Annotated in this window: 20 protein-coding genes; 4 read left to right on the top strand and 16 right to left on the bottom strand. The window is 43.7% G+C overall.

What is annotated here, in order from left to right:
* Window positions 1-19: 19 nt before the first annotated feature.
* Window positions 20-532 (bottom strand): hypothetical protein, encoded by a 513-nt coding sequence (locus A6049_RS05815; protein WP_139295623.1) that lies wholly within the window; start codon window positions 530-532, stop codon window positions 20-22.
* A 300-nt stretch (window positions 533-832) separates the two neighbouring features.
* Entirely contained in the window at window positions 833-1,867 is a 1,035-nt protein-coding gene (locus A6049_RS05810) for a glycosyl hydrolase family 18 protein (protein ID WP_063563728.1), read from the bottom strand.
* A gap of 352 nt (window positions 1,868-2,219) precedes the next feature.
* On the opposite strand from A6049_RS05810, the gene A6049_RS05805 reads away from it, so the two are divergent.
* Together A6049_RS05805 and A6049_RS05800 are read left to right on the top strand one after the other, a co-directional pair.
* Window positions 2,220-2,666 carry a hypothetical protein gene (locus A6049_RS05805; RefSeq protein ID WP_063563727.1) on the top strand — a complete coding sequence of 149 codons (447 nt, stop codon included), beginning with the start codon at window positions 2,220-2,222 and terminating at the stop codon, window positions 2,664-2,666.
* 141 nt (window positions 2,667-2,807) lie between these two features.
* Complete coding sequence (locus A6049_RS05800; protein ID WP_145921902.1) at window positions 2,808-3,257, top strand: hypothetical protein; 450 nt, start codon at window positions 2,808-2,810, stop codon at window positions 3,255-3,257.
* Between the two features lie 139 nt (window positions 3,258-3,396).
* Here A6049_RS05800 and A6049_RS05795 read toward each other — a convergent pair whose 3' ends face one another.
* The 10 genes from A6049_RS05795 to A6049_RS34540 form a co-directional block, all read right to left on the bottom strand.
* Window positions 3,397-4,704: a 6-phospho-beta-glucosidase gene (locus A6049_RS05795; protein ID WP_063563725.1), complete on the bottom strand. Its 1,308-nt coding sequence runs from the start codon at window positions 4,702-4,704 to the stop codon at window positions 3,397-3,399.
* Window positions 4,689-5,681 (bottom strand): N-acetylglucosamine kinase, encoded by a 993-nt coding sequence (locus A6049_RS05790; protein ID WP_063563724.1) that lies wholly within the window; start codon window positions 5,679-5,681, stop codon window positions 4,689-4,691. Before A6049_RS05790 ends, A6049_RS05795 begins: the two co-directional genes overlap by 16 nt.
* Window positions 5,682-5,794: 113 nt before the next feature.
* Window positions 5,795-7,438: an extracellular solute-binding protein gene (locus A6049_RS05785; RefSeq protein ID WP_063563723.1), complete on the bottom strand. Its 1,644-nt coding sequence runs from the start codon at window positions 7,436-7,438 to the stop codon at window positions 5,795-5,797.
* A gap of 72 nt (window positions 7,439-7,510) precedes the next feature.
* Window positions 7,511-8,404 carry a carbohydrate ABC transporter permease gene (locus A6049_RS05780; RefSeq protein WP_063563722.1) on the bottom strand — a complete coding sequence of 298 codons (894 nt, stop codon included), beginning with the start codon at window positions 8,402-8,404 and terminating at the stop codon, window positions 7,511-7,513.
* Window positions 8,405-8,426: 22 nt separating this feature from the next.
* Entirely contained in the window at window positions 8,427-9,380 is a 954-nt protein-coding gene (locus tag A6049_RS05775; protein ID WP_063563721.1) for an ABC transporter permease, read from the bottom strand.
* A 134-nt stretch (window positions 9,381-9,514) separates the two neighbouring features.
* Complete coding sequence (locus A6049_RS05770) at window positions 9,515-10,393, bottom strand: AraC family transcriptional regulator (RefSeq protein WP_063563720.1); 879 nt, start codon at window positions 10,391-10,393, stop codon at window positions 9,515-9,517.
* Between the two features lie 278 nt (window positions 10,394-10,671).
* Window positions 10,672-11,442 (bottom strand): beta-glucanase, encoded by a 771-nt coding sequence (gene bglS, locus A6049_RS05765; protein ID WP_063563719.1) that lies wholly within the window; start codon window positions 11,440-11,442, stop codon window positions 10,672-10,674.
* 528 nt (window positions 11,443-11,970) lie between these two features.
* Window positions 11,971-12,861, bottom strand: a complete 891-nt coding sequence (locus A6049_RS05760) for a GNAT family N-acetyltransferase (protein WP_063563962.1) — start codon at window positions 12,859-12,861, stop codon at window positions 11,971-11,973.
* Between the two features lie 207 nt (window positions 12,862-13,068).
* A complete protein-coding gene (locus A6049_RS05755) occupies window positions 13,069-13,404 on the bottom strand; it encodes a hypothetical protein (RefSeq protein WP_063563718.1) in 336 nt (111 codons plus the stop codon).
* 149 nt (window positions 13,405-13,553) lie between these two features.
* Window positions 13,554-13,655, bottom strand: coding sequence for a hypothetical protein (locus tag A6049_RS34540; RefSeq protein WP_161490553.1), 102 nt, complete (start codon window positions 13,653-13,655; stop codon window positions 13,554-13,556).
* A gap of 8 nt (window positions 13,656-13,663) precedes the next feature.
* Here A6049_RS34540 and A6049_RS05750 point away from each other — a divergent pair, with 8 nt between their 5' ends.
* Window positions 13,664-13,957 (top strand): carboxylesterase family protein, encoded by a 294-nt coding sequence (locus tag A6049_RS05750; protein WP_063563717.1) that lies wholly within the window; start codon window positions 13,664-13,666, stop codon window positions 13,955-13,957.
* 223 nt (window positions 13,958-14,180) lie between these two features.
* Here the strand turns inward: A6049_RS05750 and A6049_RS05745 are convergent, their stop codons facing one another.
* A complete protein-coding gene (locus tag A6049_RS05745) occupies window positions 14,181-14,744 on the bottom strand; it encodes a class I SAM-dependent methyltransferase (RefSeq protein ID WP_063563716.1) in 564 nt (187 codons plus the stop codon).
* 600 nt (window positions 14,745-15,344) lie between these two features.
* On the opposite strand from A6049_RS05745, the gene A6049_RS05740 reads away from it, so the two are divergent.
* The gene (locus A6049_RS05740; RefSeq protein WP_063563715.1) at window positions 15,345-15,830 is read left to right on the top strand and encodes a hypothetical protein; all 486 of its coding nucleotides are present in this window, start codon (window positions 15,345-15,347) and stop codon (window positions 15,828-15,830) included.
* A 274-nt stretch (window positions 15,831-16,104) separates the two neighbouring features.
* On the opposite strand, the gene A6049_RS05735 is transcribed toward A6049_RS05740, so the two are convergent.
* The 3 genes from A6049_RS05735 to A6049_RS05725 all read right to left on the bottom strand — a co-directional run bounded on the left by A6049_RS05735 (window position 16,105) and on the right by A6049_RS05725 (window position 23,933).
* Entirely contained in the window at window positions 16,105-16,977 is an 873-nt protein-coding gene (locus A6049_RS05735) for an AraC family transcriptional regulator (protein ID WP_063563714.1), read from the bottom strand.
* A 421-nt stretch (window positions 16,978-17,398) separates the two neighbouring features.
* Window positions 17,399-22,462, bottom strand: coding sequence for a golvesin C-terminal-like domain-containing protein (locus A6049_RS05730; RefSeq protein ID WP_063563713.1), 5,064 nt, complete (start codon window positions 22,460-22,462; stop codon window positions 17,399-17,401).
* Between the two features lie 262 nt (window positions 22,463-22,724).
* Window positions 22,725-23,933, bottom strand: a complete 1,209-nt coding sequence (locus tag A6049_RS05725) for an SGNH/GDSL hydrolase family protein (protein WP_063563712.1) — start codon at window positions 23,931-23,933, stop codon at window positions 22,725-22,727.
* Between the last annotated feature and the right edge of the window lie 6 nt (window positions 23,934-23,939).

Raw genomic sequence — 23,939 nt, 5'->3', positions numbered from 1 at the left:
TACATTGACATAAAGTTCCCTAACTTTCTCTGATCATAGCATATTTAACGACGTTCCATTGCCCTTGCTGGTAAGCAAGTATCATGTCTAAAGAGATTGATCCCTCGTTTGAACGATACTTACTAACCTCAATAGTCATCTCATCTGGGTTGATCGATTGCTTCTGTTTTTCAATGGTTAGAAGAATGCCTTTAAGCATCGTTTTCCCCTGCTCATATAACTTTTGCTCTATTAATTGTTCATAGTTGTAGTTATAAATCTTGATGTTATATTCTTTTTGTAAGTATTCTTCAATAACTTGTTTATCAGAACTTTTCAAAATAACTCCCTCTTCCCAAACCAGAGAAATGTACTCCATATCGGCATTAAGAGCTGTATCATTTGAAATCACTTCATCCAACGCTACGCGATAAGGTCCAGTAAGATCCTCCTGTGAAGCTGAACTAGTCAAACTGCTGGAGCAAGCTGTTGTTAGAATAATCAGGATAATGTTGAGAATAAAATATAAATATTTTACTTTTATTATAATCATCCCCTTTAAAGTACTTACTTAAATGAACGCAATACAACTATATAATGTTGCCATACAATGGAAAAATGTTCTTTTCCCTCGACTTTCCCCTCTGAACACAGTCTGTTAAACGTGTATAAAACATCGTTGTTAGCCTTATGAATATCACAACATACGTTGGTTTAATTCACTTTAATTGTTTTAAATACTGCTCCATTAATTGATTTATAAAAAAAATAGATTTTGATTCTTGCGAATATGCAAGAATCAAAATCTATTCATCTATTAGCTTAGATGATCAATACTAACTCACCTTATACTTTACTCTTTCAATCCAGCTGATATGGCTTGCCAGAACCCTGAATCTTCAGTTCCCATAGACCAGATGGAGATACCCGCGAGGTTATACTTTATTGTTAAATGAGTTTTTTCCTGGATACTTGCTGCATTTTCGTACCAAACCACATGTTTTGAACCATCATCAGCCTGATAGCGGAGAGATATTGAAGACGAAGACTCATCCCATTCTGGTTTAGCGCCTGTTGAAGCAATCAAAGCAGGAATTTCTTTTAGAGCTATAATATCTCCATTCTTCTTCGTTTCATTCCAATTATAACCATAAGCTGGTACTCCAATAATTACTTTTTGAAGAGGAATTTCAGATATAGTGTACTGAATGGCAGCCTCCATCCAATCTTTACCTGCTACTGGTCCAGAAGGTCCCCATGGACCATTCTGGTCATAAGTCATAACTTGAATATAATCAGCATGCTTGCCTAATTCCTTGTAATTGAAGGCACCTGACCAGCTATTAGTAGGATCATTTTCAAACTCAGCTGGAACCGATACCATTGTTAGATATCCCTTAGGTCGTAACGTTTGAGAAATCTCTCCAATAAAACTACTGAAAGCTTTACGATCCTTAGCCTCAATATTCTCAAAGTCGATATTAATACCTTTATATTGATTCGTTTTAACTAGGTTAAGAATACTTTTGATAGCCTCTTTCCTTACTTTAGAATCGCCTACAATTTTGTGAGCTAGTGCCGCATTGAAGTAATCTCCTTGCCAATTGGAAACCGCTGCGAACGTTTCAATATTTTTCTTATTAGCAAAAGAAATAGCTTCCTTGGGGGCAGAACCAACAATTTTACCCTTCGAGTCGAATGTAAATGAATCTGTAGAAACTTGAGTGAGGTGAGAATAATTAGTAATAAGAGAGTCATAAGCATTTTCATCTTGAGCATAGTATCCCAAAACTATTTTGGAGTTGGAACCCGCTGAAACATAACTCGACGATAAAAGAAAACTACTTAATATTGTGCTGATTATGGAGAGATATAAAAGTTTTTTCATTACAATACACACACCTCGTATTTAGTTATTTATTAATTTATCAGTATTTATGAATTGATTAATCTCTGGCATGACGTCATACCCAATTTCCCTAACGAACGTTCGTTAAGCCACTGTAGCATAGCGTTTTTTTGAATACAATATATATAGATATAATCTCATATTATTAGTAATTCACTAAGACATTAGGATAGACAAATATAAGTGCCTCCCCATTCCTTGCCATTTTGCACTCAAGAAACTAACACTATTTATTTTAAAATTGTAATGAAATTTACTTTATTTTCTCTTTTGCAACAATTTGATATGTTGCTCCGTTAGAGGTGCTGAATACATCCTAGGAGGAAAACATATGAACACTCGTAACAAAAAAATAGCCTTAACTTTAGCCGCAACGATTATAGTTGGAGGAGCTTTGTCATTTACTAACTTTAACAGTTCCGATGCGGCAGAACTTAATTCAACTAAGGAAATCCACATTCTTCCTATGAAGATTTCAGAGCAACTGAACAATAAACTAAAAAATGTTAAGCTCTCATATCAAATTCCGAGTATCGTTATTTTCAACAAACATCTCAGTGATAAAGAATATAAGGATTTAGAGAAGAAGATTGGTAAGTTCCACATCAAAAATACGTATAGCAAAGTTCTTGAAGGATTCTCTGCAAATCTCGCAAAAAGACAAATTGAGCTGTTAAATAATGTCTCATTCGTGTCTTTAATTGATTTAGATTCAAAAATTTCATTGGGTAAAGAAATTACCATAACATCAGATTTTGTTAAGAATAGCGACCAATAGTCCGCCGGATTCGCAGATTACCCCAAAAAGGATCGTTCAATCTATAAACTGAATTATTCGTTTAATTCACTACCGAAAGAAATCAATATGAATCAAAGGGGGCTGTACCTGAGTGGTGTTAATCGTAGTGATGATTTATTCATGTTCGTGAAGAAAAAAATAGATAAGACATCTAAATTAAAGCCAAATCAGACCTATCTTGTAACCTTTGATTTTGATATTGCGACTAACGCAGCGAAGGATAGTATGGGTGCTGGTGGTTCTCCAGGAGAGAGTGTGTATGTAAAAGCTGGAGTAACTAAGCAAGAACCCAAATCGATTCTAAATAAGGATTATTTCTATCAAATGAATATCGATAAGGGCCAGCAGTCTCAAGAAGGCAAAGATGCTTTTGTGCTCGGAAATTTATCGAAGAGTACATCTACAGATCAAACATATGAAGTAAAAACGTTCAATAATAAAAACCGACCTTTTCTCGTGAAAACGGATGCGAAGGGAGAATTGTGGATTATCCTTGGCACGGATTCAGCATTTGAAAGCGAAACCAGTATTTATATCACAAGAACTAAAATAACCCTCAAAGAAATTTAGATTTTGAGTAAGGAGCTGTGCTAATGACAGCTCCTTTTATCTTTTTACACTCGCAGACGAAAAGTCTCTTTCTTCTTTTCTTCACTCCGGTTTTCAGTGTTGAGATCGTCCAAACATGATCTCTTTTTATTTAGAATCCTTACCTCCCATGGAAGAACTGCGGCAAATATTTACGGTTCTGCTCCAGCATTTCATTCAGCATCTCTTCTGATATACACACGGAATCGGTTAGCGGATGAGAGCTAAGGGCGAGCAGTGCCTTCTCCCTGCTTCCCGAGACTGCCGCTTCGATGGCCAGACTCTCATAGGTCTTCACCGCTTGAATCAGGCCAACTGCGGCATCCGGTATTCGTGTAATAGGTACCGGAACAGCTCCTTTCTTCGTTACCAGGCAATTCACTTCGATACTGACATCCTGTGGCAAAAAGTCCAGGGTATCGCCGTTCATGACGTTTAGCGTTAGAACCTCTCCGCTATCCGTATGAATCGCCTTCATCAGATTGACAGCCGCCTCGGAATAATAGGCACCTCCACGCTGCTCCAGCTGCTTCGGTTTCTCCACTAGCTCTGGCCGCTTGTAAATCTCAAATAGTTCATCCTCAAGGCGCTTGACCATCTCAGCCCTCGTCTCGCCTATGGCTGCGGCAGCCTGCTGCTCCGCCAACATCTCACGGTGAAGGTAATAATATTTCAGATAATAGGACGGAATAGCGCCAATCGCCCGAATCAGCGTAGCGTTCCAAGCAAGCTGTGGCACGTTACTGGCCGAGTAGCTTCCCCCTGCGTCCAACATCTCCTCCATCTTGGACTCTCCATCAATCTCGATCCGGCTGATCCAGTGCAGATGATTTAACCCGACAAACTCGCAATAGATGCGTTCCTCAGGCACCTGGTAGAGCGCAGACAGCCACTTGTAGGCGGCGATCGGGGAATTGCATAAACCAATGGAGCGGATGCTGGAATGCTTCATGATGGCTTCCGTTACCATTCCGGACGGATTCGTGAAATTAAGTAGCCAGGCGTCAGGACATAATAACTCCATATCCTTGCATATATCCAAGAGTACAGGTATGGTACGAAGAGCCTTCATCATTCCGCCGGCTCCGGTCGTCTCCTGCCCGAGCATTCCATATTTCAACGGGATCGTTTCGTCCCATGCTCTAGCCTCCAGCAATCCTACCCGCATCTGTGTAGATACATAATGGGCATCCCTAAGTCCTTCCTTGCGGTCCAAAGTTAAAGTAATATTAATCGGCAGTCCGCTTCGTTCAACCATTCGCTTCGCCAGCCCGCCAACAATGGTGAGTTTATGAAGGCCTTCCGGAATATCCACTAGCACGATATGCTTAACAGGAAAGCTCTCATAATGACGGATGAAACCTTCGATCAGCTCAGGGGTATAGGAAGAGCCTCCCCCAATAACAGCAACCTTTAATCCAGGGCCCATTTCACATTCCTCTCCTTTACGGCAAGTCCTTGGTGCAATTGGTCATATACAATGGAATCTGGTTTCACTCCGTTCTCATCCATTGCGAGCAGGATGGCACCCGCTGCTGGCTCAAGGTCCAAGATACGCAACCTGCACTTCGGTGCTGCTGTAGTAACCTGAGACTCGATATGCCGAACCACATAATCTCCTTCTCCACGAGTTAGCACGCTCCCGGCCAATACAACATCAAAGGAATCATTGCCCATACCTAGTTTATGAATAACTGCACTGGCGACTTTCCCCAGCTCCAAACCTTGCCTTTCCAATATTTTTCTTGCGACTTCATCCCCAGGCGCAGCCTGAAACAGCAGTTTCGCCAGCGTATGTGGTGCCCTTCTTCCATCGTCCAAAAAACGGTGGTACATCTCTTCCACGGTCTCGAAGGTAAGCGCATTCAACGTAAGCGAGGTCAATGTAGTAGGCTGCTCCCTACCTTCCCATGAACGAATGACTGTCCGAAACACCTCGACGGCCAGATCACCGCCTCCGCCGAAATCGCCGAATTCATAACCGAATCCGCCGATCTGAACCTCCTCGCCTGCAACGTTAACACCATATCCATTCGTCCCGCTTCCGCATATAAGGACAACCCCATCCGTCTGCCTTGTGCCGGCTCTCATTGCAATGACAGTATCGCATACGATACGATGTTTCTTTAAACCCATTGCACCTATTATTGGACGTAAGATGCGGAAATCCGCCTCACGATCGGCTCCCGCAAGCCCGAATGTAGCGTAAGTGATATTCTCTTTGCCAAGCCTCGCCTGTGCATACGCCTCATCAACGGCCTGGATTATACTGCTCTCTGCAATGGCAGCACCAAGCTGATGATTGCCACAGCCGCTGATTCCCCTGCCTAATATTCGTCCCGTTTCGTCCGCCACGACGGCCAATGTCTTACTACCTCCACCATCTACTCCCAAGTAATAGTTCAAGTATGATCTCTCCTATGTTTCTCGGCTAATGAAGCCGCCAGCCAAGACTCTCGGGCGAAAGCTAAAGCTTCCCGCAAAAATCTTAACGAAAGGGCTGCTTCCAACCATGACTTTTATTTCGCAGCTGCCATTTTCGCCTTATTCTCCTGCCATCTCGCTGTTTTGTACTTCAACAACTTGTCATAACCGGATTTTTGCGCATCCGCCTCAGCCTTATCCAGAAGCGAAAGCACTTCCTGATCCGAGGTCGTGGAGCTTATCGCTTTAGCTCTAACTTGCTCATAGATCTCAAACACCCGCTGCGCAATAATGCCTTCTTCCGAATCGCTTGCAGGATCCAGATTGGCGAACTCCGTAGTGTTCATCTGCGTCTTCCACGTAATCTCCGATTGCCAATACGTTTCAAAGTTTCGCTTCTCTGGCGGAAGTTTAGACTCGAATTTCATCTTAGAATTGTCCACATAGACTGTGTTACCGTTCCACTGAAAGTTGACGGTTGCGTTCATCAACTCATCACGACCTTTAGCATCGCTTGTGAATTTGTCGGTGAACAACGGCATATCCTCCTCGTCCGTTCCATCCCAATATAATCCTTCTGGCCCCCACATAATCGTACGTTGGCCATCAGGACCTGTGAACCAATCCAAGAAGGCGAAGATGGCCTCTGGATCTTTGGCCGATTTCGTAATGACGCTGACATTCCAGCCTAGCTGTTTATAATCACCCGGGAAAATCTTGTTGCGATCCAACTCCGCTTTGTGTACAGGCCATACCATGATGTAACCAGCATCCGGGTCTTGCGCTTTAAGCAGATTGTTGCCCTTGGAGCCAAACTCGGTGGGACTGGACGCCACATAAATGGCTACTTTGCCGTTGATAACCTTCTGCTCGACCTGCTCCAGCTTCTGTGTGAAGGCATCCTGAGTGACAAGTTTTTCACGGTACAGACGGCTCATATACTGCAGCAGCTCACGATAGACAGGATCCGTGAACAGCGATACGAGTTGATCCCCTTGTGGAACGGCGATCATACTGTTGAATGTATGTGGGCGATTTTCTGCAAACGCAGATACCATGATGTCCACTCCTGCAGCAGTTTGACCAACCTCCAGCGGAACAACATCTGGATACTTTGACTTCACTTGCTTCAAATAGACGTACAGATCCTCTGGTGTTTCCAGGCTCGGCGAGCCGAGTTCCTCGTAAATCTTCTTATTGACGAGATATCCTGCGTTGCCGTTTGGCTGCGTGGTATACCAGTTAGGGAACTGATATAGCTTACCGTCAGGTGAGCGAAGCAATTCGAGCGTAGACTCCCCAGCCCACTTTTTCAGATTGGGGTATTTATTCAGATAATCATCGAACGGGACCAACATCCCCTCAGAACGGAGCTTTTCGACATCCGCTCCACGATCCATCCATATAACATCCGGCAGTTCACCGGCCACGATCATGGTACTGAGCTTGTTCTTGGCGACGCCACCGGAGCTGATCGGCACTACGTCGATCTTTTTATTCTCTTTGATCCACTTCGTCGAAGCATCTTTACCCCAATCCGGCATTGTGTACCAGTCATAATGGCCGTAGAATGAGAATTCCAGCGGTTTCTCTCCCAGTACAAAGGTATCCCCCGAGACTGGGTAATTCTTCTCTTGGCTTGCAGTATTACCTCCTGAACCCGAACATCCCATTAAAGCCATGACAATGATAAGTGTGAGTGACAAGCCAGAGAGAAGGTTCTTTTCCCCTTTTTTCATTATGAGTGCTCCCTTCGCGATTCATCTATGGTCAAAGCGGACGCTTAAAGCCTTGTCCGGGATTTGCTTGAATTACTCCTTCAAAGAACCGATTAATACACCCTTCACAAAATATTTCTGTACGAATGGATAGACGCAGAGGATCGGAATGGTTGCCACCATCATCGTCGACATGGACAACGATTTGGTAGTTACGGTTTTCATCGCGCTCATCCGGCCCTGTGCAGCAGCATCCATGTTCTGCATCTGTTCCATCATGATATTGGCATTAAGTATCTGCTGAAGCTTAGTTTGAATGGGTAGAAGATCCGTGTTAGATATGTAGATACTTGGCGCAAACCAATCATTCCAGTGATACACTGCCGTAAACAGCGACAGCGTAGCAATGACCGGTCCCGATAAAGGAAGTACGATTCGGATGAATACCCCCCAGTTCGAGGAACCGTCGATACGGGCGGACTCCTCAAGCCCGGGCGGGATACCCTTAAAGAACGTCCGGAATATGATCATATTCCACACGCTGATAATGCCTGGTATGACCATAACCCAAAAAGAGTTCATCAGACCCAGCTCCCGAATGAGCAAGTAGTTGGGTATAAGTCCGCCGCTGAAGTACATCGTTATGATACAAGTTACCATATAAAAGTTGCGACCCATCAATTCGCGTTTAGAAATGCCATAAGCTAATATGGCTGTTGCCACAATGGAGAGCAGTGTACCCAGCAACGTTCGGAGCACCGAGATGATGAAACCGTCAATCAGTCGCTCATCCTTAAACACCACATGATAATTTTCAAGCGTGAATTCACGCGGCCAGAATGTAATGCCGCCCTGCATCGTATCTGTCCCGGAGTTAAATGAAATGGCGGCAGCGTTCCAGAACGGATATAACGCAATAAATGTAAACAAAGCCAATGAGACGTAAATTATGCCAACAAACCATCGATCCCCATTCGACAGCCTCATGTGTATCTCTCCCCCTTCTCTCCTACCAAAGGCTGTTCCCCGATCGACGAGCCCAATAGTTGGCTCCGGACAATAACACAACGCTGATGATGGCCTTAAACAGCCCTGCCGCCGTTGCGTAGGAGTATCTGCTGTTCTGAATGCCAATTCGATATACATAGGTGTCCAGCACGTCGCTGACATCTCGCAAAACCGGATTGCCTCCCAGCAGCAATATGTCCTCAAATCCTGCATTTAGGAAATTACCGATTGCCAGAATCGAGAACACAACGATAATTGGCATAATAGACGGAATAGTGATGGAAAAAATCTGCTTCAGACGGCTCGCACCATCAATCGAAGCCGCTTCATACAGCTGGGGATTGATGCCCGCAATTGCCGCCAGATACACAATGGAGGAGAAACCAATCTCCTTCCACACATTCGTTACGGTCAAAATACTCCAAAAGTACTTTGGCTCCGACAGAAAGTTAATCGGCTCATCGATAAGACTCAGCTTCTGCAGCAGTATGTTTAGGCTGCCGTTGTCCGTAGACAAGATGGAGATCACAAAGCCCGATACGATGACCCACGACAAAAAGTGAGGCAAATAACTGATCGTTTGAACAATTCTTTTGAAAGAATGTTTCCCTACTTCATTGAGCATCACCGCGAGAAGGATGGGGGCAGGAAACCCGATGCACAGTTTAAGCATGCCAATGACGAGAGTATTCCGCATAATGGTCCAAAACTCCGGCGTCCCGAAAAACGCCTCAAAATGTTTGAAACCTACCCAGGGACTGTTCAGAAACCCTTTGAATAAACTGTAGTCCTGAAACGCCATCAGCACTCCGTACATGGGAATGTAGCTGAAGACCAGGATAAACATCATGGCCGGAAGCACCATAAGTTGAATATCCCATTGCTTCAGAAAGCGGTGCAGGTGACTTTTCTTAACAAGCGGCTTCGTTTTGCTGCTCATCTCCACTTGCGGCATAGGCATCTCCCCTTTTTTAATTTAGTGTTAGATTTATTAACATAATTATGAGATGCTTGCCACTTCATTGTATCTCCTGCACCAGTTCATTTCTCTGCTAAAACCAGTAAAATATAGCACTATATTACTGATTTCTAGGGATTTTGCTTTTGTGAAGTCTTTGGCGTCATGCCGATGTGCTTTTTAAACAGCCGATTAAAGTTGGTCAGCGTGCGGAAGCCACATTCCAGAGCAATATCCATTACCTTCATATGGCCTCCCTCCAGCATTGTGACAGCTTGCTCCAGTCGAATATGGATCAGGTACAGCATCGGAGGCATGCCGACCGCGCGTTTGAATATTTCGCTGAACCTTGAAGGACTGAGATAGACAAGAGAGGCCAGCTCCTCCAGCGTCCATGGATGGGCGAAGTTTTGTTCCATAACCATAATCACCTGACGTATTTTCTCATACTGTCTCTCACTGATGAGGTGTTGACTACCGCAAATCCCCTCTATTCGACACTCCCGATTTACTATAGTCAGAAACTGGAGTATAAGCGAATATACAACCGTAGCGTAGGAACGCTGCTCCCTCTCATGCTCCAATTGGAGTTCAAGAAGAAGTGACCGCAGTCTGTCCATGGCCGGATGATCACGGTGGATTAGATTCGTGTAATGTTTGTCTATGTCGCGGAACGGGCTGAATAGCTCCGGATCGAATCGGAGATTATGAATAAACCAGGTCGAATCGAACGTAATGACAGTCATGACAAGATCCTTCGTTTCGTAAGCGCAGTGAAGATCATTCGAATTGATGAGCAGCACATCTCCCTGCTGGAAATCAAATTTTTGACCGTTGATGATGTAGTAGCCCGTGCCGGATTTGATATAATTAATCTCCAGAACATTATGCCAATGAAGCTTTTGATAATGGATAGTCACACCAATCGTGTCGCCGATATAAACTGGATAATTCTTATTCATTTTTACCTTTTCCTTCGGAACCACTTCTTCCCTTATGATAGATGGCATTCATAACTCCCCCCACAACTTTTCTTGTAAGCGCTACCAAATACATATCTTGTAAAAAACTCTATCACCTATATTCCATTGTTGTAAATAAAAAAGCTATCCCAAGAGCCATTACTGACCCGGGACAGCTTTTTAAAAGTAAACTCTGTAGTGCCTTTCAGATACACCTTATCGCTGCTAATTCTTCAGGACTTCAACTTCTGCCATATCGTTCAGAGTTATATTCAGATTATTTCACCTTATTTGTAAGTTTCGTTATAAATTCCATCTTTCGAACGTCAGTTGGCCGGTTTAAATTTGATCCAATCAAAATAGGCCCGTACCGGCATACCTGGGTAATTGAATTTTCCTGTCCATATTTCAGCCGGTCCCGAGCCCGACCACAGATTAACCATAATATAGCCAGGACTGGTCGGAAGTGTTCCACGTGATCCAGTCTCCGTGTGTACCAGTTTACCGTCTACATACCACTTAATGGATGATGGCGACCATTCGAACGCATAATTATGAAAATCGAGCGAGGCATCAAACCCCAGATTGATGATCGTGCTATGCTGGCCTACGCCATTCGTAAAATAATTAGTTTCCATCTTCGTCGTGTCTTTGCCCAAAATTTCAATGTCGATTTCGTCATTGGATGTGCCTGTTCCTTGCCCGGAATACGTGAAGAGGCTTGTGACGAGACCGACTCCTGAAGCCGCTTTTAAACGTGCTTCAACCCGGCCATAGCCATACTTCACATGGGTCGAATATTCAGCGGAAGCATAATTTTTCCCCGAGCAACTTGCGGGACACCCAGTATTGTCAAGTCGCAGAGCCATAATTCCATTCACGAATTCCTGATTAACCGCCTTCCAGCCCACTCCGAAATCTGGACCATTAGCCCATCCATCTGAGGTATAGAACAAATTAGGATTCACGCCGTTTAAAGGTTCGTTAAAAGCAATGTCTGCCGCCGACGCTTGAATGGGCAACAGCATCGCGCATATCAGGCCACTTGCCATTAACACAGCCGACATTTTCTTTCTAAAATCCATTAACTTTTTCATAAACAACACCTCTTCCTTGGAATGTAATTAAGAAAACATAAGCACGAGAAGTTATGCACTTCTGGGATTCCGGAATGAATAATTCCATCCTGAATCAACTTCATACTACATGTAAAAATGTAGTAAATCTCAATCATTTCAATGATTAAACTGCACTATTTAACGGTTTTTCGCATCAGTCCATTAGTTAAAAGGCTACAAACAGCCTATAGTTCCTTCCTGTTACGGTCTTCTTCAGCCTTCTTATCTCTAATCTTAGGCAGCGACCTGCGATACTATTTTGCAAATATTCTCGGAAATCTGTGCATATTGTAGCACTATAGTGACGCTATTGCCAATGAACTGTCCTGTCGGTTAGTTAAACAAGAAGACAGCCGATCGTGATCGGCTGTCTTCTTGTTTTTTTGCTCTATCGTGTCCCGTTTGCTTAATGATGTGTGTTGCTTTATTTCTTGTATCATGTATTCAACGAATGCTAAAAAAATTTGTAAGTCAACATTACTATTATCTATCTGTTTCTCTTTTATCTTAGTTAAGATCCATATTTCGCATCATGAGCACTTGCTCAACATTCGTTGTGAAACCTAATTTTAACAATAGATCGTTCAGAGGTTGATTGGATTTACGCAGGTTAGATGTCCCTCGTCTGCAAACATAGTCTAACGGGGCGAACAGTTCACTGAGTGCAAGCTTATAAATCTCCTCTGCATCTTCCCGCCCTGGAAGGACCTCACATTGATAGAGCGAAATGGTTACCATTTTACCCTCATGATCAAATGTTCGCTTATACAACGCATAGCATACAGGCTCGCTATCTTGTCTAATGATTATAGATTCACCCTCCTTCATGCTAGGCCATTGTGTCTGCCAAGCGGATAAACCTCGATAGAAGTCTAGCGCATATACATCACGGGGCAATCCTTTGGTGATAGAAAAGGGATGCTCAACAGATCGCTTCAATAATTGGGGATCTATTGTACCCGTATGTTGTAAAATCATTAATCGATCCGTAATTTCATACCCCACATACTGATATAGCTTGATCGCACTCTCATTCTGCGTGAGCGCTTCAAGTAACGCAAGTTCCACGCCTTGTTCTCGGTACAACTCTAGATTTCTTAACATGAGCGCTCTGCCAATGCCCTGCCCTCTAAATGCAGGCGCAATACCTGTCCCACCGTTCCATGCCACTTTCTTTCCATCTACGTCACGAAATCCATTCATGACAAACCCTGCAGGTTCACCATCCACATAAATAGCGAGTGAATTCTCCAAGGAAAGTCCTTCGTTAACAACCCTGGTCATCAAAGCATCAATCGTCATGACCATCTGTATAAAATAGCCCTCGAATCCTAGATTCCAAATACGTACATTTTCCTCCATCGATAGCTCACTTAGTTTCCTAAACGTCATTGTCATAAGTACAAACCTCTCTTTTACTTCGTTTAATGTGATCATTTTCGTATTTTCGTCCAACCTATATGCATTCTACTTTAACCGCTCGATAATGAAAAGTAAGGGAGCCATGGTCGAGTCGAACAACTAGTTCAAATCTCCATCTCACGCCACCGGCTTCATCGCATTTTTATACCGTGTATTGGAACTATGTTCAATAAATATTAAAATCTATCCTAAATATTGAAGAATTAACTGGTACATTGCTATAGAAAGCCCTAAAATACTCGCTTTCATCTTAGAAGGATGATTTCTTTCGCTGCGAAACAAGTAAAAGAAAACCGCTATAAATCCTAAGGGAATCCATAACTGAAAGACACCTTCTGTTGTAGCACGAGAATAAATGGAAGTAATGAAAGTACTAATTAAAAAGTAAAAGAAAACCGTAAAACGTCTTGTTTCTAATTGCTTGCTCCACCTTATTAAAAAGAAAATAATAATTATTGCGATAATTGTAATGTGTAAAGGGGGTAGAAGAATAGCAGCGTCCCCAAACTTGAATTCCATTCTACATCGTCCTCCTCATCTTTAATACATCGCCAAATTTGATCAATATGCAAATCTTGATCAAATTCAAACTGCATATACAGCTATCTTAAGATAGATTAAGAATTAATTACAGGTTAAAGAAGGCCCCACTACATTTATTCCGAACTTCAAATTAATCTGTTGTAGTTGGACAATAGTTGATGCATGACTATTTCGGCCATATCTTCGGGGGATTCGCGTTGGTTATTCTTAATCCACTGGACCAGCACACCAATCGATGAACCAACATAATGAAAAAATAAGTGAAGACAGCTTATATTTAAATGTATGGTTAGGTGCTAAATCAGATCAGAAGAAGCTGCCTGTATTGGTGTACATCCATGGAGGGACATTTAAAAACGGATCAGGTTCCATGGACTTGTACAACGGCGAAAACATGGCAAAAAAGGGAGTTGTATTCGTAACGATTAATTACCGACTCGGTATTTTCGGCTTTACGTATTGGGTAAATTTCGCCAAGAGTAGCGACCCTAACGATGATATACTACCATTTTGGGCGCCATTGAATTAAGATCTTCATTTAAAGAATAAAAGACATTCGTAAAAGTTTCCGATTATGAGAGAAGAATCTACAATTACACCCTGTATGATCAATTCGATAAGCTTTCAACTCCTCTGTTATTTCCGGATACAACCAAGTTTCTTGTCTTGTCTCAGAATAAGAACTTAATATTATGTAGCAAAAAGGACGGCTTCGCCGTCCCTTATGGGAACTATAATTGAAAGCAGATTCACTAGTAACCCTTCTTCTGTGCAATAATGATATAGACGGGTTGGTTAGCAACTTGTGTTGGTGGATGAATCGTATCAATAACTGTAAAACCTGCCTTAACGATTTCTTCCTCCATCTCCTTCGATGAAACCCTTGGAGCATTAGTCATCTCCGTCTTCTCTAATTCAATGCACAAAAAGATCCCTTTGTCTTTTAAAACTCTGTGGATTTCATCCAACACCAATGAAAGAGGTTGAACCTCGTGTAACGAGATTGAAGCAACAGCTTTTTCGAATCTATCGTTCTCTAATGGCATTTCTTTAAAGTTTGCAGCGGTGGTCTCAATATTGGTTATCCCTTTTTCCTTAGCTTTTAGCTCTAGATACTGTAAAATATCAATATCGTAATCAAACGCAACTACCTTTTTCACATATTTAGCAAAAGAAAAGCTTATATAACCTGTACCAGCTCCAAGATCTAATAGTTCATCCTCTTTATTAAGCTGTATAAACTTAAATAACTCCTCTGCTGGGAACCTCTCAATATTCTCCAAGTGCTCAATTTTTCTTTGTAGTTTTGGATTCATTTTTATACTCCTTGTATAATCGTATTTGTAAAAATATTTTGTTTTTTTCCAGCTGACGTCGAGGTAGATCCCAGTCTTGCCTGTTGAACTAAGGGATCAACAAGTTCTGCTTAGGAGATTTTCTATAGGCTTTTTAGTTCATATATTATTCTAACCACCGAAATTACCTCTCTGAGCACATTAAAGATATTAATTATCCATAATAACTATAATGTATAAAATAAGATTTGTAAATAACAATGTTTAACACACCAACCCCCTAATTTCCTACACTTGACCTAACCCGATATTTCATAAAAATTGGCAGAATCCTCCATCTATCACCAACGATCCAAGCTGGCATGAAACATGGAGTAAGGTGCTTGCTATCGTTCTCCTCAGTCTTGTAAGTCTGTTGGGTACTCGACCATGAAGCCTAATAGCCCGTCGCCAGAAGCTCTGCTAAAGTTAATGAATCGCGATCTCCTCATTCAGAGAACAGGCCGTTTGCGTATGACAGTCTCTTGGCAGGCGAATTTTATTCAATTTTTATCCATAAAAGAAAAATATATGATATATTTGATAAGTCACTTAAAACATATCAGGAAAAGAGGATGTTCTATGAAAAAAGTCTTTTTATCATGTATTGCCATGCTCTTGTTTTTGATTTCATTTTCCCCTGTGACTTCCGCCGCCAGTGGGGATCGTCTGATTTATGACACGATGTATAACGTCGCCGGTGGGGGATTAGTGTCAAACAATATCAGGTTTTCGTTTCAATTTGATAATTATGGTGATGCGCAGATCTGGGACGTCAAGGCACGCAAGATGATATGGAACAGCAAAACCAAGGACACAAGAATACATAAACTCCAGATTAATTATTTCAGCGGGAAGTTGGTTATATCAGATCCGCAAAACACACCTTATTGGACGTCAGATAACCTAGCATGGTCTAAGACATATTATGGAGCAGACAATGTGCCAGCCAATCTTAGAGGTAATGTGCTGATCATGCAAAATGACGGCAATCTGGTACTGTACAACAATGAAAATCCGGCCTTGGGCTGGTATCCTGTCTGGGCTTCCGATACAGGTGGACATTAAACACCATAACAGTACCTTGCAAATGGATTCACGCACTCATCTGCAATCATTATGTAATGTAATCTGATTCTCATTAAACAGTTGTTGTACACCAAAAGATCTCTTCAATAATGAAGAGATCTTTTGGTGTTTCACATATAACCGACATTTGCAACTCAAAAATTCAATAATTCTCGCTTGCTCACTACATAGGAATACAAATTGAGGATGGGACTCTTCTTTATCCGCGATTTAAATCTATTGTGCCACCCCACACTTATGAAGATAAACAGCTTTATCTCTTCCGTATTGGTATCCATATCTCGCTTCTGTATTGCAAAGAAGTAACATCCTTATGCTCATTCCACAGGATTTCCGGTCCTTCGCTCAGCTCATAATCTGAAGAAGGAAACCACTCGGAATAGATTCTTCCCCAGATATCCTGAAGCGTACCGGGAAAAGGACCAACGACAGTAAACACTGCCCATGTCGAGGAAGGCACTTCCAGTTGTGCCAAACCCTCAGGAGCCTTTTGGGTCGTAGCTGCACCGATATAATAATCTAGTTCCCCCTTTTCCTCCATCCGTTCCTCACTAAAATGAGCCGAAGCACTAATTAGCCCAAGCGGCTGAACATTGGATATCCTCTTAATCGTCTCAATTAATTCCGGCGTAAGACGTTGATACATCGCAGCAATGTCCGGGTTTACCCCGTTGAACACGATCGGCACCCTTTTACTGATACCCACAACCCGAAAGGCCTCTTTGTCTTCAATACGGTAGTTCATTTCGCTTCCTCCTTGAATGGTCAATTGGAATGTCATTCGAGGGAAGGCCTTGAGTGATGGACCATGATTTTTCGCTTCCGAGGGCGTAACCCCATGCATGCTCTGAAAAGCTCTAGCGAAGGAATCCGGAGAAGTATATCCATATTTGAGGGCAACATCAATGACTTTACTGTCATTCCGGCTTAGTTCCAGAGCTGCCAGCGTCAAGCGCCGACGTCGGATATACTCTGACAAAGTAATGCCGCTTAGAAAGGAAAACATACGTGTAAAATGGTATTCCGAGCAGCAGGCGATTCGTGCTACCTCTTTCATATCCACAGAATCCGTTAGATTCTCCTCAATGTAGCTCAAGCCCTCATTCAATCGTGCTAGTGCATTCATGATCTTTCCCTCCCTCGTTGATCTAAGCATATCAGAGCCTTTCTTCTCGTATCCGACATTCCCTGCACCATTTTGCAGGCATTCCTTCTTTCATGATTTCCTGACCAGCCCCATTAAACGCCTCTCCGCTCTTGTCCAACACTGCTCAACGTCAAGTTGATGACCCATGGCAAACCTGTATTAATTTACGTCTACTTGTTATTAGATAATATATTAAATTACTAATCGTGTCTTTTTAAAGCATTTGCAAAAAGGAGCGCCTTCAATGGGAACATGTTCTTGTCCCCCGACCAAAAAAGCCGAATGGATTGTTCTCATCCACTCAGCTTTTAGGGTAATTTCACAATAATTTGTATAGCATCACCTCAATAACTCACAAGTACAACTAACTGCATCATGTAAGCCTGTCGCAACACCGCTATTATTCAGAAAGTATCGGTTCACCTGGCTCCTCATTTGCAAGCAGCTCTGAACCATCAGAATGCCGTTCGAACATAACTGCGTCAACTCTCGTATAGATCATATCGGCAGGAAGCGTTGGCGGGTCTACGGTTGTAGGAGTAACCCTGGTTAACCGGACATACTCGCTACCGTCACCCGTAAAGTCGAACGTTCCTAGATTAACCCAACCCGATGAGCCGATCGTTGCATCGATATAGGTGACCTCGGTACCCGTCTTATGCTTCACTTCCACTTTGACATTATTATCATTTCCCGTCGTATGGACGAGCTTGTAGATCGCGACTGTATATTTCCCCTCTGGAAACTGGCCTTTCCACGTTGCGGATGATCCTTGAACTGTAGAGTAACGGGACTTAACCCCAATTTTGTATCCGGCTAAATTACTTTGACTCCAAGAGCCTTCTGTCGTGTATAACCCAGTTGTATTTGTACTATCGACGATAACCGTTAGGTCCTTGATCGTGATGTTCAAAGGTGGTGTGGTTAAGGTCACTCCGTCAATCGTGACAGTAGCCCATACCTCAATGTGATCCGTGTCCCCATCGAGATTAAGAAGGGTCAACACCCCACTGCTATCCACTTCGGCCAGATCCGTACGATCAACGAAATACTGCACATCGGCCTGTGTTAAATCACCGATCAAACCGTTATCCAAATAGCCGGTTACGCTCAGCTGTGCGGTTTGAGTCATCTGCAGCTCGTTCCGATCAGACAGGATCACAGCAGACTCCAATTGCGGTACCCTGTTCGGGTCCACCCACATGATCGCATCGGCAATGACCCTGGACTTGTTGGCTTTATTGGTTAGTTCCACGTACCCACTATCGCCTGCAGCAAAAGGATAATCCCCTAGGTGCACCCAAGTACCATTCGCCGCTGTCTCATCAACAGTAACCGTCTCGGAGCCCCCGCTATAATAAACAGTAAAAGAAGCATTCGTTGCCCAATTTTCACTCGCAGCGGTGATTTGCGGAATCTTGTAATACACACTGTAAGTGACACTTTCCGGCAGCTCAGGCCGCCATCTCATTTTGCTTGTCGCGTTGCCGGCCGTAGATTTGGCATACACATAGTTATCATAGTAATAGTTGTCAGCCGTCGTATCCCTTATCCAGACGCCTTCTGTCTCCGCCTCCGTATTATCCACAATGATAGATGAACTCTCCTGCCCATCGGGTTGGACTGGAGTTTCCGTTACCTCATCAGGCAGATAGAGTGTCCGCTTACGGGTCTGTTTCCCCTCCGATTCCACGTAATACGTGAAAGTTTGGGATAAATCATTCACCCGTATCGACCATTCCATTGGGTATATCGTATCTGGGATGGTCGTGTACGTGGCCCCTCCATCCAAGGAATAATGAATGGTCGCGGGTTTCGTCGTTTTGGCCTGCACATAAGCATCATAGACCGTTTCGTCGGGCTTAACCATCAGCATGCCTTTAACAGCATCAATTGGACTGTGGGTATCAAAGAAATAGCTTGCATCCGATAGTTCAGCCGTTCTAACCTGATGCAGCGGCACATCAATGTTAAGTCCTTCTACAATGATCGCGGTGATGCCCTTGCCTGAAACCGTGGCTTGAATGATTCCGCCACTCATAACTGCTTGCTCTGGTGTACCATTGTCGCGGATGATCGTTACGGTATAATCCTGTGTCGGGTTGAATCCAATGATTTGTTCATTCAATTCGATCGGAGTCTGAACTTCTTCTGACGATGCATTGCTTAGCCCGATGTAGAATTTATCACCGCTCTCACCCGTTATCCAATTCAATTGAGGATGGTTGGTCTTAATAATCCCCTTGGGCATCCAAAGCCAAACGTCGGAATTACCATAAAATTGACCTGGTTTATTCCCATAGAGGTGATATTTGAACCATAAAAAATTCGTTTCAAATACGGAAGGAAATGTAATGCTTCCATTCGATTTTAATGATTGTTCGCTGATCAAATAATCCATCGTTTGCCCAAGCTGCCCCGGAATATGGTGGTAATAGATGGATGTAGCCCCGCTGGGGCCTTCCAGAGGAAAGTCCGGTTCAAGTTGGCTAACGGCGAAGCCTTTATAGTAATAACCTGGATAACTGGAATATCTGCCAATAACCGCATTATGAGCAATATCCTGCAGCAGTTTATCCCCTGTATAGAGCGACAATCTCAGCATGAATGGAGCTTCCTGAGCGTTCATCCGATAATAGCCGGTTGTACTTCCTGCTTCAAACGTCAATCCGCTCGGTGAAACAAGCCAACGATCCGCCTGAACGCCTCCGGCTATATCTTCTGGAAGCTTGAGCCTAGGATATTGAAATTTACCACTTTCCGGCCAATGGAACGACTCTGCGTAATTATACGTCTCAGGCTGAGGAATCGTAACGTTACCTTCAGGAACTGGACGAGCAACGAACATGGTTGCATACCGTTTGGCTTCCTTATAAGCGGCATTCAAGTATTTGGGATCCTGAGTTTCCTCATAAAGCTCCAAGATCTCCATCCACAGCTTGCTATAATAATAAATGAACTCATTTTTACTCACATCTACGGTTGCAGGCGTATCGATATATTGCAAGATATAACTATCGGCTGCATCCTTGGCAGCCTGCAAATACTGCGCCTCTCCTGTCATACGATACATCATCAGGGGTTGAATGACAGGCCCCCGGTCTTTCTGGTCCGGGTCTCGCATGAGGTACTCTTCCTGTGCCAGCGCCCCAATTCCTGCCGAAGTGCCCATCATCTGATTGACGGCGGCTACGCTTGAAACATCGAACGGCAGAGTAGCCATTTTCCATAAGGAAGGCACACCGTATACTTTCTTCTGCGTCGGCGACCAACCGATACCATTTCGCGATACGCCATACTGGACGGACGGCAGTGCTCTCGTATCGTAAAGCTGGTCATCCCCAGTCAAATAGTAAGCCCCCAAAAGAACCGCATTCGAGCTTGTTCGGACGCTATCCTCGTTTTCGATATCAATAAATCCCTTGGCACGGCTCCACCACCCGCTGGGTGACGGGACATAATTAACAGAGTCGTCCCCTTGCGGCTCAATCTTAAGTAAATCGATCATATTGAACATCGCGTCAGTAAGCGACTGATCTGACACATTTTCGCGGTATGCTGAATAACCGTACTCATTGCGAAGAATATCCGCGTAGGATTCATACAGATTGCTTTTTTGAGCGATTAGCCCCATATGAAATTGATAAGTGCTCTCTGCGGTCATTTGCGAATAAGTTCCTAATTGAGGCGCATACAAGATTGGCTGCACGCTGCCTTCGTTGTTGACCAGGCTCATGCCAAGCCGTTGTTTCGTAACGCCTCCCGTCGGTTCAAATTCAACCGGAAGCTCTGCCGAAGGTACAAATACACCATACGTTAATGGATTTCCCGAACCATCATTTTTCTCAACCAGGCTCATCGGAGCGCTCAGCTCTCTCAAGCTTGTTGATTCCACTGTACCTACCATTTTGGCATGTGACCTGAATCCATTTAACACTTCATTGATGCCCGAGACTGCCTCTGTTGTGAAGGACTGATATCCAATCACATAATTGCCGTCGCGACGAGGCGTAAAGGCGAAAGAAACATCTGGTTTTTCCCCTGCCATGGACCAGTTCACTTCAAAATCGTAATCACTGCCATGCGTAGAATCGGTTAACACCGCCGTGTGGTTATCGGGAAAATGGACCCCATCGAATGTAATCCAGCGTTTGTTCATCGTATCGTAGTAATTGGTTCGGCTGCCCGCATTCCCATCTAATAAAACCCATTGCTCCTCAAGTCTTTCCGATACGTTATTGATTGGCGTCCAGTTTCCCGTGTCCGTGTTCTTATAGAACATGTCACGAACGATGGATTTACCCCCATCCCATGCTGCCTCATAGAAGGTCGCCTTATAGTTAGCATTTTCGATGCTGCCTTTTTCCGTATAACTGAGATTCGCTAATGTGCGGCTCCGCAGCGGGGGCAAGGGTGGTGCTTGCTGCCGGATATTTCCTTCGAACTTGACTGCATCGGCCCGAGTAATAATCGTACCCGTCGTAGGTTGCGTTCGAGTCAGCCTGACAAATTCGCTATCATCACCACTAAACTCATACTCCCCCAGATCCACCCATCCAACCGATGGACCTGACGAAGGTCTAAGATCCATAAACTTAACATCCGTAATCCCGTTATGAACAATCTCAATCTTCACATTACTATCTGCTTTATCCGCCCAATCCAGCTTATAGAACGATATTTTCGCCGTCCCTGCTTCCAAGCGCGGATTCCATGTGATAGTTCTACCTACAGCATCCGTATATTTGGAACTGGAATTATTGTATCCCTTTACTCCTGCGCTTGTGGTCCAATAAGGAGCGGAGAACCCGTTATTGACATTGCCTGAATCAACAGTGACGACATTATCAATTGTGAGGCTTCCATCATCAATGATGATCGTCTTATGTGGTTCTTTCTGCTTTATATTCCCTTCGAACTTGACCGCATCCGCACGCGTAAGGATCGTGTTCGTGGTGCCCGCAGACCGGGTCAATTTAACGAATTCTTCACCAACTCCGGAAAAATAGTACTCTCCCAAATCAACCCAACCAGCTGGAGCGCCAGATGAGGGTCTTAGATCCATAAAGACTACATCCGTCGTTCCATTATGAATAATTTCGATTTTCACATTGCTATCAGCCTTATCCGCCCAATCCAGCTTATAGAAAGATATTTTCGCCGTTCCTGCTTCCAAGCGTGGGTTCCATGTTATCGTTCTGCCTGCTGTACTCGTATATTGGGTGCTGGAAAGATCATACCCCTTCACCCCTGTGCTTGTGGTCCAATTTGGAGCCGAATATCCATTGTTCTCGTTACCCGCATCAGGTGTCACAACATCATTAATCTTAATGCTCCCGTCATCGATGATAATGGTCTGATAAGGTAAGGTCTCCGCATAAGCGGCCCTTATTCCGATCAGGCTGGAAGGAACTACTATCGTCAACATGAAAACGATGAAGAAAAAAAGCTTCCTTTTGACCATACAACTCACAGCCTCTCCTATTAATGATAACGCTTCCAAAAAAAGATTACCCTTTGCTCAAATGATCGTAAAAAAGGAATTAACCTTAGCCTTCTGGCTAATCCCGCTCTGTCGTTTCTATCTTAGCATGTCACATCACCGTGAAATTTCTTTCATTTTAAGAATTTCTTATACGATTTTAAGTAAAAAAAAGAAACCTACATCCTAATTGAGCGCTCATTGCAGTCAGATAGAATATAGGTCTTCCAAGTAGACCAATCAATTATAATGGCGGCTGCACCAATAGCAACTTCCCAAGCTGAATGACCGTATGATCATACCAAGCCGGATGTTGTCGAACATGTTCCATACCTCTTTCATTGCCACTTGCCTCAAACACGGCCGCTTTGTCTGTCTTCTTGTGATCGATTTCGAAGCGAACCGTATGTTTCCCATTCGGTAGCTCCGGTAAGTAAACATATTGATTTCGATTATGATCGTTATATGAAGTGAATCGATCGATAAGGAAGGGTTCACCCTCATCCACCGTCACCTTCAATCTGCCGGAATCCGGCCCCCCAATATCGAATAATCCGATGTGGGTTCCCTCAAACTCCACTGTGATCGTCTCTCCGGGATCGACTGCTCGCCATAGACCGGGGAACAACCATTCATACTCGCGCACTAAAGGAAAATCATCAGGGGTCATGTAAGACCACCCCGCGGAAAAATGAGTAAGACTATCCAGTGGCAGCATGGTTGCATACTCCCAAGGATTGGCCGGGACCAATGGATCCTGCGGCAAGTGATGTTCGACTTTTCCTACGTGATCTCGAAGCTCTCTGATTTTCTCAAACGACCGGGTGATTGTATCCGTGTAAATCTGATGTCCTTCGGGAATCGTTGGATGGATCGAATCATGCGTAAAAATAACGGCTCCGGGAATAGATACGTCTGCTCTTAAGGTGAAAATGAGCTTTCCTTCCAAAACCAATTGACTGACTGCTACGCCCAGATGAATCGAAGGAATGCCGTAATAGTCAGCGACTTCCTCTTGCATACGAGCGCCCTTCTGGTATTGGCCCGATTGAAATGAGGTCAAATCCCGTTCCTTAACCGTATACACAAACAGAATATCGGTAAACCGGCTGTGCTTGTGAATCTGTCGGACGATGCCTTCGATCCGCGCCTTGGATTCGGGAACTCCGCCATCGTTACCAACAAATTCAACAAACACTAGATCAGGCTGATGACGCAGTACATCTGTCTCCAAACGGGCGCAGCCGAGGTCCGATCCTGTCCCATCAATGCCTGCGTTCACAGAGCGGATATCTGCATGCGGATATTGCCCTCGCAGCCAATCCGCCGTCATGACCCTGTATCCTTTAGAACGTGTATTACTGCCGCCAAAATAGACAATTGTTACTGTTTCCCCATTTTCCAACTTTTGAATGACATTAGGCAGCCCTCTTCGAGGGAAAAATTCCTTCATCGTGAC

The organism is Paenibacillus sp. O199 (assembly GCF_001636635.1).
GTDB classification, from domain to species: Bacteria; Bacillota; Bacilli; order Paenibacillales; family Paenibacillaceae; genus Paenibacillus; species Paenibacillus marchantiae.
The sequence above is the reverse complement of the archived record's forward strand: the minus strand, read 5'-3'. Positions and strand labels throughout refer to the sequence as shown.